Source organism: Mycobacterium colombiense, from assembly GCF_001672755.1.
GTDB classification, from domain to species: domain Bacteria; phylum Actinomycetota; class Actinomycetes; order Mycobacteriales; family Mycobacteriaceae; genus Mycobacterium; species Mycobacterium colombiense_C.
The window spans coordinates 19,303-28,535 of sequence record NZ_LZKI01000083.1 but is presented as its reverse complement, the minus strand read 5'-3'; the positions used below and the strand labels follow the sequence as shown (position 1 = coordinate 28,535).

The window sequence follows — 9,233 nt, the reverse complement described above, 5'->3', positions numbered from 1 at the left end:
GGAACCCTGTTCGCGTTCGTCCTGGTCTCGGCCGGCGTGATCGTCCTGCGCCGGACCCGGCCGGACTTGGAGCGCGGGTTCAAGGCGCCGTGGGTGCCGCTGCTGCCGATCGCCTCGATCGCCGCGTGCCTGTGGCTGATGCTCAACCTCACCGCGCTCACCTGGGTCCGGTTCGGGGTGTGGCTGGTGGTCGGCACGGCGATCTACGCCGGCTACGGCTACTGGCACTCGGTGCAGGGCCGACGAGGGGAGGGGGAGACCGAACACGGCGACGCTCTCGAGGCCGACCCGCACAGCGCCGTGCCCTAACCACGAACTTTACAAACCAACATATTTTGTCTAGACAGAAGACGCAAACCTCGGTATTGTCCAATCTCAACGTGGTGTGACTCACAAGGAGGTTTGGCATATGACCACATTCGAACCGCAACTGAGCCGGGAATCCGAGCCGCTCGCCTGGCGGGACAAGAAGCGTCGCCTATGGCTGATGGGGCTGATCGCCCCGACGGCGTTGTTCGTGATGCTGCCGCTGATGTGGGGCCTGAACCGGCTGGGCTGGCACGCCGCCGCGCAGGTGCCGTTGTGGATCGGGCCGATCCTGCTCTGGGTCCTGCTGCCGATCCTCGACCTGCGTTTCGGGCCCGACGGGCAGAACCCGCCCGACGAGGTCATGGAGCGGCTGGAGAACGACAAGTACTACCGCTACTGCACCTACGTCTACATCCCGTTCCAGTACCTCAGTGTCATCTTCGGCGCCTACCTGTTCACCGCCTCGCACCTGAGCTGGCTCGGCTTCGACGGCCCGCTCAGCTGGGCGGGCAAGCTCGGGCTGGCGCTGTCGGTCGGCGTGCTCGGCGGGGTCGGCATCAACACCGCCCACGAAATGGGCCACAAGAAGGACTCGCTGGAGCGCTGGCTGTCCAAGATCACCCTGGCGCAGACCTGCTACGGGCACTTCTACATCGAGCACAACCGCGGCCACCACGTGCGGGTCGCCACCCCGGAAGACCCCGCGTCGGCGCGCTTCGGCGAGACCTTCTGGGAGTTCTTGCCGCGCAGCGTGTTCGGCAGCCTGCGCTCGTCGCTGCGGCTGGAGGCGCAACGGATCCGCCGGCAGGGCGCCAGCCCCTGGCATCCCAAGACGTACGCGTCCAACGACGTCCTCAACGCCTGGCTGATGTCGGTGGTGCTGTGGGGGGTGCTGATCGCGATCTTCGGCCCTGCGCTGATCCCCTTCGTGATCATCCAGGCGGTCTTCGGCTTCAGCCTGCTGGAATCGGTCAACTACCTGGAGCACTACGGCCTGCTGCGGCAGAAGAATTCGAGCGGCCGCTACGAGCGCTGCACCCCGGTGCACAGCTGGAACTCCGACCACGTGGTGACCAACCTGTTCCTCTACCACCTGCAGCGGCACAGCGACCACCATGCCAACCCGACCCGTCGCTACCAGACGCTGCGCAGCATGGAGGGCGCGCCCAACCTGCCGAGCGGCTACGCGTCGATGATCTCGCTCACCTACTTCCCGCCGCTGTGGCGCAAGGTGATGGATCACCGGGTGCTGGCGCACTACGACGGCGACATCACCCGGGTGAACATGCAACCCAGGCTGCGCGAGAAGCTGCTGGCGCGCTACGGGGCCCCGCAGGCCGGTGCGGCATGAGCGCGTACCGCTGCCCCGGCTGCGACTACACCTACGACGAAGCGAAAGGCGCACCGCGGGAAGGGTTTCGGCCGGGCACGCCCTTCGCCGACATCCCCGAAGACTGGTGCTGCCCCGATTGCGCGGTGCTCGAGAAGGCCGATTTCGAAACGATAGGAGTGAACCGATGAGCGACGACTACAAGCTGTTCATCTGCGTGCAGTGCGGATTCGAGTACGACGAGGCCAAGGGCTGGCCGGAAGACGGCATCGCCCCCGGCACCCGCTGGGACGACATCCCCGAGGACTGGAGTTGCCCGGATTGCGGTGCGGCCAAGACCGACTTCGAGATGGTCGAGGTGGCACGGCCCTGAGCGCCGCGAAAGCCGCTATTGTCGCGCCTGTGAAGCGGATGCCCTACGCCGAGGCGTCGCGCGCCCTGCTGCGCGACTCGGTGCTGGATGCGATGCGGGATCTGCTGCTGACGCGGGACTGGTCGGCCATCACCCTGTCGGACGTGGCCCGCGCCGCGGGCATCAGCCGGCAGACGATCTACAACGAGTTCGGTTCCCGGCAGGGCCTGGCGCAGGGATACGGCCTGCGCCTGGCCGACCGGCTGGTCGACGCCGTCAACGCCGCGCTGCAAGCCAACGTCGGCAACATCTTTCAGGCGTTCCTGCAGGGCTTCCGCGACCTGTTCACCGAGTTGTCGGCCGACCCGCTGGTGATCTCGCTGCTCACCGGCGTGGCCAAGCCGGACCTGCTGCAGATCATCACCACCGACAGCGCCCCCATCATCAACCGCGCCTCCGAACGCCTGACCACGGCGCTGACCCACAGCTGGGTGGCCACCAGCGACGAGGACGCCGGGGTGCTGGCGCGGGCCATCGTGCGGCTGGCGCTGAGCTACGTGTCGATGCCGCCGGAGGCGGACCACGACGTGGCGGCCGATCTGGCCCGGCTGATGACGCCGTTCGCGGAGCGTCACGGCGTCATCAACGTTCCCTGACCCGCGAGGCCCGGCCACCCGCGACTACAGTGGCGCAAGAACATACCTAAGCTAATTACCGCTTGGATCCGAGCGAGCCGAAAAAGGAAGAACACGTTATGACGACGACCGAAAACGCATTGACCCCAGACGTCCGAAACGGCATCGATTTCAAGGTCGCTGATCTGTCGTTGGCGGATTATGGTCGCCGGGACATTGAGCTTTCGGAGCAGGAGATGCCGGGTTTGATGTCGTTGCGCCGTGAGTATCACGATGTGCAGCCGCTCAAGGGGGCGCGGATCTCGGGTTCGCTGCATATGACCGTGCAGACCGCGGTGCTGATCGAGACCCTCGTCGCGCTGGGCGCCGAGGTCCGCTGGGCGTCCTGCAACATCTTTTCCACCCAGGACCATGCCGCGGCCGCGGTGGTCGTCGGCCCGCACGGCACCCCGGAGGAGCCCAGGGGTGTTCCGGTGTATGCGTGGAAGGGCGAGACGCTCGAGGAGTACTGGTGGGCGGCCGAGCAGGTGCTGACCTGGCCCGACGAGCCGGCCAACATGATCCTGGACGACGGCGGCGACGCCACCATGCTGGTGCTGCGCGGCGCGCAGTATGAGAAGGCCGGGGTGGTGCCGCCTGACGAGGAGGACGACTCGGCCGAGCACCGGGTGTTCCTCAACCTGCTGCGTAAGCGGTTCGAGACCGACAAGGACAAGTGGACCAAGATCGCGGCGTCGATCAAGGGTGTCTCGGAGGAGACCACCACCGGCGTGCTGCGGCTCTATCAGTTCGCGGCGGCCGGTGATCTGGCGTTCCCGGCGATCAACGTCAACGACTCGGTCACCAAGAGCAAGTTCGACAACAAGTACGGTTGTCGGCATTCGCTGATCGATGGCATCAACCGCGGCACCGATGTGCTGATCGGCGGCAAGAAGGTGCTGATCTGCGGCTACGGCGACGTCGGGAAGGGCTCTGCTGAGTCGGTGGCCGGGCAGGGCGCGCGGGTGACCGTCACCGAGATCGACCCGATCAACGCGCTGCAGGCGCTGATGGAGGGCTTCGACGTCAAGCGGGTGGAGGACGTGATCGGCGAGGCCGACATCATCATCACCACCACCGGCAACAAGGACATCATCACCCTTGAGCACATGAAGGCGATGAAGGACAAGGCGATCCTGGGCAACATCGGGCACTTCGACAACGAGATCCAGGTGGCCCGGCTGGAGAAGTCCGGCGCCACCAAGACCAACATCCGCCCGCAGGTCGACCTGTGGACGTTCGGCGACACCGGTAAGTCGATCATCTTGCTGTCCGAGGGCCGGCTGCTGAACCTGGGTAACGCCACCGGCCACCCGTCGTTTGTGATGAGCAACAGCTTCTCCAACCAGGTCATCGCGCAGATCGAGCTGTGGACCAAAAACGACGAGTACGACAACGAGGTCTACCGGCTGCCCAAGCACCTGGACGAGAAGGTGGCGCGCATCCACGTCGAGGCCCTCGGTGGCGAGCTGACCAAGCTCACCAAGGAACAGGCCGAATACATCGGCGTCGACGTCGACGGCCCCTACAAGGCCGACCACTACCGCTACTGAGCCCCCGGCCGCCGAGTGTCGCGCCAGCGTGGCGCTCGGCGGCGATAGGCTCGCGCCGTGCTGATCGCGATCGAGGGCATTGACGGCGCCGGCAAGCGAACGCTGACCGACAAGCTCCGCAACCTTTTTCATGCGGACGGCAAGTCGGTGGCCATGCTGGCCTTCCCGCGCTACGGGCGATCGGTGACCGCCGACCTCGCGGCCGAGGCCCTGCACGGCGAGCACGGCGACCTCGCGTCGTCGGTCTATGCGATGGCGACGCTCTTCGCGCTGGACCGGGCCGGGGCGGTCGACGAAATCGCTGCGCTGCGCCGCGAGCACGACGTGGTGATCATGGATCGCTACGTGGCCTCCAACGCGGCCTATACGGCCGCACGTCTGCACCAGGACGCGACCGGGCCGGCCGTGGAGTGGATCCACGCGCTGGAGTACCGGCGGCTCGGGCTGCCCGCGCCCGACTGGCAGGTGCTGCTCGCGGTGCCGGCCGAGCTGGCCGGGCAGCGCGCCCGCAGCCGGGCCGAGGCCGATCCGGGTCGCGCGCGCGACAGCTACGAACGCGACGACGGGCTGCAGCAACGCACCGCCGCGGTCTACGCAGAACTGGCCGCCGCGGGCTGGGGTGGTCCGTGGCTGAGCGTCGACGCGGACGTCGATCCGGGGCGGCTGGCCGCCGTGTTGACCGGCGCCGAGGGCGCCCCGGCGGCACGGGACTGACGCATGTCGGCGGAGAAATAAGCGAAATTAACGGAATTTGCATCCAAAATCGGCCATCGGGCCAAGAAACGCCCGTGTGGCGCCCCAATTTTGTCCCGATCTGGTGACACCATGGACTGCATGAGGCAAAGGATTCTCGTCGTCGATGACGACGCTTCGCTCGCCGAGATGTTGACCATCGTGTTGCGGGGTGAGGGTTTCGACACTGCGGTCATCGGTGACGGCACCCAGGCCCTGACTGCGGTGCGCGAGCTGCGCCCCGATCTGGTGTTGTTGGACCTGATGCTGCCCGGCATGAACGGCATCGACGTGTGCCGGGTGTTGCGCGCCGACTCCGGCGTGCCGATCGTGATGCTGACCGCCAAGACGGACACCGTGGACGTGGTCCTGGGCCTCGAGTCGGGTGCCGACGACTACATCATGAAGCCGTTCAAGCCGAAGGAGCTGGTGGCCCGGGTGCGCGCGCGGCTACGGCGCAACGACGATGAGCCCGCCGAGATGCTGTCCATCGCCGACGTCGAGATCGACGTGCCGGCCCACAAGGTCACGCGCAACGGCGAGCAGATCTCGCTGACACCGCTGGAATTCGACTTGCTGGTGGCGTTGGCGCGTAAACCGCGGCAGGTGTTTACTCGTGATGTGCTGCTCGAACAGGTGTGGGGCTATCGTCATCCGGCGGATACCCGCCTGGTGAACGTGCACGTCCAGCGTCTGCGCGCCAAGGTTGAGAAAGACCCTGAAAACCCGACCGTAGTGTTGACCGTTCGAGGAGTGGGTTACAAGGCCGGACCTCCGTGACCGGCGGCGACGTTGTAGGGCGTCGCGTTAGGGAGGAGCGCCGGCAGTGATCTGGGGCTCCCGGCGACGCACTCGAAGCCGCTGGGGACGCTCCGGCCCCATGACTCGTGGCATGGGCGCGGTGAGCCGCGCCGTGGCAATCGCCTGGCGACGGTCGCTGCAGCTGCGGGTGGTGGCGCTGACCCTGGGGCTGTCGCTGGCGGTCATCCTGGCCCTCGGCTTCGTATTGACCAGTCAGGTCACCAATCGCGTGCTCGACGTCAAGGTCAAGGCCGCCATCGAGCAGATCGAGCGGGCGCGCACCACCGTCGGCGGGATCGTCAACGGCGAAGAGGCGCGCTCGTTGGACAGCAGCCTGCAACTGGCGCGCAACACGCTGACCTCCAAGACCGACCCGGCCTCGGGCGCGGGGATGGCCGGCGCCTTCGACGCGGTGCTGATGGTGCCGGGCGACGGCCCGCGCGCCGCGACCACCGCCGGGCCCGTCGACCAGGTGCCCGCTTCGCTGCGCGGCTTCGTCAAGGCGGGGCAGGCGTCCTACCAGTACGCCGCCGTGCACACCGACGGGTTCTCCGGGCCGGCGCTGATCGTCGGCACGCCGGCGTCGTCTCAGGTGGCCAACCTGGAGCTGTACCTGATCTTCCCGCTGAAGAACGAGCAGGCCACCATCCAGCTGGTGCGCGGCACCATGATCACCGGCGGCGCGGTGCTGCTGGTGCTGCTGGCCGGGATCGCGCTGCTGGTGTCGCGGCAGGTGGTGGTGCCGGTGCGCTCGGCGTCGCGCATCGCCGAACGGTTCGCCGAAGGGCATCTGTCCGAACGCATGCCGGTGCGCGGCGAGGACGACATGGCGCGGCTGGCCATGTCGTTCAACGACATGGCCGAGAGCCTGTCGCGCCAGATCACCCAGCTGGAGGAGTTCGGCAATCTGCAGCGCCGCTTCACTTCTGACGTGAGCCACGAACTGCGCACCCCGTTGACCACGGTGCGGATGGCGGCCGACCTGATCTATGACCACAGCGCCGACCTCGATCCCACGCTGGCGCGCTCCACCGAGCTGATGGTCAACGAGCTGGACCGGTTCGAGTCGCTGCTCAACGACCTGCTCGAAATCTCCCGGCACGACGCCGGTGTCGCCGAGCTGTCCGTCGAGGCGGTCGACCTGCGCACCACCGTGCAGAGCGCGCTGGGCAACGTGGGCCATCTGGCCGAAGACGCCGGCATCAAACTGCTGGTGGACCTGCCGACCGAGGAGGTGATCGCCGAGGTCGACACCCGCAGGGTGGAGCGCATCCTGCGCAACCTGATCGCCAACGCGATCGACCACGCCGAACGCAAGCCGGTCCAGATCCGGATGGCCGCCGACGAGGACACGGTCGCGGTGACCGTCCGCGACTACGGCGTCGGGCTGCGACCGGGGGAGGAGAAGCTGGTGTTCAGCCGGTTCTGGCGGGCGGACCCCTCGCGGGTGCGCCGTTCCGGCGGCACCGGCCTGGGCCTGGCGATCAGCATCGAGGACGCGCGACTGCACCAGGGCCGGCTGGAGGCGTGGGGCGAACCGGGTCACGGCTCGTGCTTCAGGCTGACACTGCCGCTGGTGCGCGGTCACAAGGTCACCACCAGCCCGCTGCCCATGAAGCCTATTCCGCAGGCCGCCGCGACCGGCCCGCAGCACGCGAAAGACCGTCCGCGCCAACACGAACACGCCGAAAGAAGCCTGTGATGCGGCGGTTGTTGGGCCTGCTGATGCTGGCCGTGCTGCTGGCCGGCTGCGCGGGGGTGCCCAGCTCGTCGGCGCCGCAGGCCATCGGCACCGTCGAGCGCCCGGCGCCGTCGAACCTGCCCAAGCCGACCCCGGGCATGGACCCCGACGTGCTGCTGCGCGAATTCTTCAAGGCCACATCCGATCCCGCGAACCGGCACCTGGCCGCCCGACAGTTCCTCACCCAGTCGGCGTCCAACGCCTGGGATGACGCCGGTAGCGCGCTGCTGATCGACCACGTGGTGTTCGTCGAAACCCGGGCGGCCGAACGGGTTTCGGCGACCATGCGGGCGGACATCCTGGGTTCGCTGTCCGACGTGGGGGTATTCGAAACCGCCGAGGGGGTGCTGCCCGACCCCGGGCCGATCGAATTGGTCAAGACCTCGGGCGGCTGGCGCATCGACCGGCTGCCCAACGGCGTCTTCCTGGACTGGCAGCAGTTTCAGTCCACCTACAAACGCAACACGCTGTACTTCGCCGACCCGACCGGCAAGACGGTGGTTCCCGATCCCCGCTACGTCGCGGTGCCCGACCACGACCAGCTGGCCACCGAGCTGATCTCCAAGCTGATCGCCGGGCCGCGCCCCGAGATGGCGCACACGGTGCGCAATCTGCTCGCCCCGCCGCTGCGGCTGCGCGGGCCGGTGACCCGGGCCGACGGTGGCAAGAGCGGCATCGGGCGCGGTTACGGCGGGGCGCGCGTCGACCTGGAGAAGCTGTCCACCACCGATCCGCACAGCAGGCAACTGCTTGCGGCACAGATCATTTGGACCCTGGCCAGGGCCGACATCCGGGGCCCGTACGTCATCAGCGCCGACGGCGCGCCGCTGGACGACCGGTTCCGCGACGGGTGGACCACCTCCGACGTCGCGGCCACCGATCCCGGCGCGGCCGACGGCGCGGGCGCGGGGCTGCACGCCCTGGTGAACGGCTCGCTGGTGTCGCTGGACGGCCAGCACACCGTCACGGTGCCCGGCGCGTTCGGGCGCGTGGGCGATCAGACCGGCGCCGCGCTGTCGCGGACCGGCCGGCAGGTGGCGTCGGTGGTGACGCTGCACCGCGGCGCCCCGGACATGGCCGCATCCCTGTGGATCGGTGACCTCGGGCAGGAAGCCGTGCAGGCCGCCGACGGGCACAGCCTGTCGCGCCCCACCTGGTCGCTGGACGACGTGGTCTGGGTGGTGGTCGACGGCAACAACGTGCTGCGGGCGATCCAGGAGCCGGCCTCCGGGCAACCCGCGCGCCTTCCGGTGGATTCGGTGGCGGTGGCCACCCGGTTCCCCGGGCCGATCACCGACCTGCAGCTGTCCCGCGACAGCACCCGCGCCGCGATGGTGATCGGCGGCCAGGTGATTCTCGCCAGCGTCGAGCAGACCCAGGCCGGCCAGTACGCCCTGACCTTCCCGCGCCGGCTCGGTTTCGGGTTGGGGAATTCGGTGGTGTCGCTGTCGTGGCGTACCGGTGACGACATCGTGGTGACCCGCACCGACGCCAGCCACCCGGTGTCCTACGTGAACATCGACGGGGTGAACTCCGATGCGCCGCCGCACGGTTTGCAGATGCCGGTGACGACGGTGGTCGCCAACCCGTCGACGGCCTACGTGGCGGGTCCCCAAGGGGTGCTGCAGTATTCGCCGTCGGCCGACGGTCAGCAGGGCTGGTCGGAGGTGCCGGGCCTGACGGTACCCGGGGCGGCCCCGGTGCTGCCGGGCTAGCCGGCGGTGAACTCGGGCGCAGGCTT

Annotated in this window: 10 protein-coding genes; all 10 read left to right on the top strand. The window is 68.1% G+C overall.

Annotated elements, in window-relative coordinates; translation table 11 throughout:
* Positions 1–309 (top strand): amino acid permease C-terminal domain-containing protein (locus A5708_RS13135; protein WP_331250440.1); only part of this gene is annotated, 309 nt, incomplete at its 5' end.
* Positions 310–409: 100 nt separating this feature from the next.
* Entirely contained in the window at positions 410–1,660 is a 1,251-nt protein-coding gene (locus tag A5708_RS13130; RefSeq protein WP_065029049.1) for an alkane 1-monooxygenase, read from the top strand.
* Entirely contained in the window at positions 1,657–1,830 is a 174-nt protein-coding gene (locus tag A5708_RS13125) for a rubredoxin (RefSeq protein WP_065029048.1), read from the top strand. The genes A5708_RS13130 and A5708_RS13125 overlap by 4 nt, the downstream gene beginning before the upstream one ends.
* A complete protein-coding gene (locus tag A5708_RS13120; protein ID WP_065029047.1) occupies positions 1,827–2,012 on the top strand; it encodes a rubredoxin in 186 nt (61 codons plus the stop codon). Before A5708_RS13125 ends, A5708_RS13120 begins: the two co-directional genes overlap by 4 nt.
* 38 nt (positions 2,013–2,050) lie before the next feature.
* Positions 2,051–2,647: a TetR/AcrR family transcriptional regulator gene (locus A5708_RS13115; protein WP_081292947.1), complete on the top strand. Its 597-nt coding sequence runs from the start codon at positions 2,051–2,053 to the stop codon at positions 2,645–2,647.
* A gap of 98 nt (positions 2,648–2,745) precedes the next feature.
* Entirely contained in the window at positions 2,746–4,218 is a 1,473-nt protein-coding gene (ahcY, locus tag A5708_RS13110; RefSeq protein WP_065029045.1) for an adenosylhomocysteinase, read from the top strand.
* 57 nt (positions 4,219–4,275) lie between these two features.
* Positions 4,276–4,932 carry a dTMP kinase gene (locus A5708_RS13105; RefSeq protein ID WP_065029044.1) on the top strand — a complete coding sequence of 219 codons (657 nt, stop codon included), beginning with the start codon at positions 4,276–4,278 and terminating at the stop codon, positions 4,930–4,932.
* 111 nt (positions 4,933–5,043) lie between these two features.
* Positions 5,044–5,730, top strand: coding sequence for a two-component system response regulator MtrA (gene mtrA / locus A5708_RS13100; protein WP_064954863.1), 687 nt, complete (start codon positions 5,044–5,046; stop codon positions 5,728–5,730).
* A gap of 46 nt (positions 5,731–5,776) precedes the next feature.
* The gene (gene mtrB, locus A5708_RS13095; RefSeq protein ID WP_081292946.1) at positions 5,777–7,453 is read left to right on the top strand and encodes an MtrAB system histidine kinase MtrB; all 1,677 of its coding nucleotides are present in this window, start codon (positions 5,777–5,779) and stop codon (positions 7,451–7,453) included.
* Positions 7,453–9,207, top strand: a complete 1,755-nt coding sequence (gene lpqB / locus A5708_RS13090; RefSeq protein WP_196772623.1) for an MtrAB system accessory lipoprotein LpqB — start codon at positions 7,453–7,455, stop codon at positions 9,205–9,207. The genes mtrB and lpqB overlap by 1 nt, the downstream gene beginning before the upstream one ends.
* The last annotated feature ends 26 nt before the right edge of the window (positions 9,208–9,233 follow it).

Excerpts from the sequence above, each read along its gene's own strand:
- A5708_RS13130 (WP_065029049.1), top strand. The coding sequence starts at position 410 with ATGACCACATTCGAACCGCAACTGAGCCGGGAATCCGAGCCGCTCGCC.
- A5708_RS13125 (WP_065029048.1), top strand. The coding sequence starts at position 1,657 with ATGAGCGCGTACCGCTGCCCCGGCTGCGACTACACCTACGACGAAGCG.
- A5708_RS13120 (WP_065029047.1), top strand. The coding sequence starts at position 1,827 with ATGAGCGACGACTACAAGCTGTTCATCTGCGTGCAGTGCGGATTCGAG.
- A5708_RS13115 (WP_081292947.1), top strand. The coding sequence starts at position 2,051 with ATGCCCTACGCCGAGGCGTCGCGCGCCCTGCTGCGCGACTCGGTGCTG.
- ahcY (WP_065029045.1), top strand. The coding sequence starts at position 2,746 with ATGACGACGACCGAAAACGCATTGACCCCAGACGTCCGAAACGGCATC.
- mtrA (WP_064954863.1), top strand. The coding sequence starts at position 5,044 with ATGGACTGCATGAGGCAAAGGATTCTCGTCGTCGATGACGACGCTTCG.
- lpqB (WP_196772623.1), top strand. The coding sequence starts at position 7,453 with ATGCGGCGGTTGTTGGGCCTGCTGATGCTGGCCGTGCTGCTGGCCGGC.